This is a genomic window from Curvibacter sp. GW821-FHT01G03, from assembly GCF_059422285.1.
Window position 1 is genome coordinate 1 of the sequence record NZ_JBWKWP010000071.1, and the last position, 289, is coordinate 289.

The following is a 289-nucleotide window of genomic DNA, read 5'->3' on the forward strand; positions in this document are numbered from 1 at the left end:
GCCGTCGATTTCACGCGTGACGTTGACCTTGTCGCCCGCCACTTCAACCTTGCTGGCGAAGGTGGCCTGGGGCAGGTCGGCCAAAGCCGCCAGCATCTGGCCGGTCTGGTTGGCGTCGTCGTCAATGGCCTGCTTGCCCAGGATGATCAGGCCCGGCTGCTCTTTGGCCACCAGGGCGTTCAGGAGCTTGGCCACCGCCAGGGGCTGCAGTTCAAGATCAGCAGGGGTTTCGACCAGGATGGCCCGGTCGGCGCCGATGGCCATGGCCGTGCGCAGGGTCTCCTGGCAT

General features: G+C 66.1%; 1 protein-coding gene. It reads right to left on the reverse strand.

Features of this window, described 5'->3' with window-relative positions; all coding sequences use genetic code 11:
• Window positions 1–289 (reverse strand): adenine nucleotide alpha hydrolase family protein (locus tag AC07VS_RS28860; RefSeq protein WP_494752704.1); only part of this gene is annotated, 289 nt, incomplete at both ends.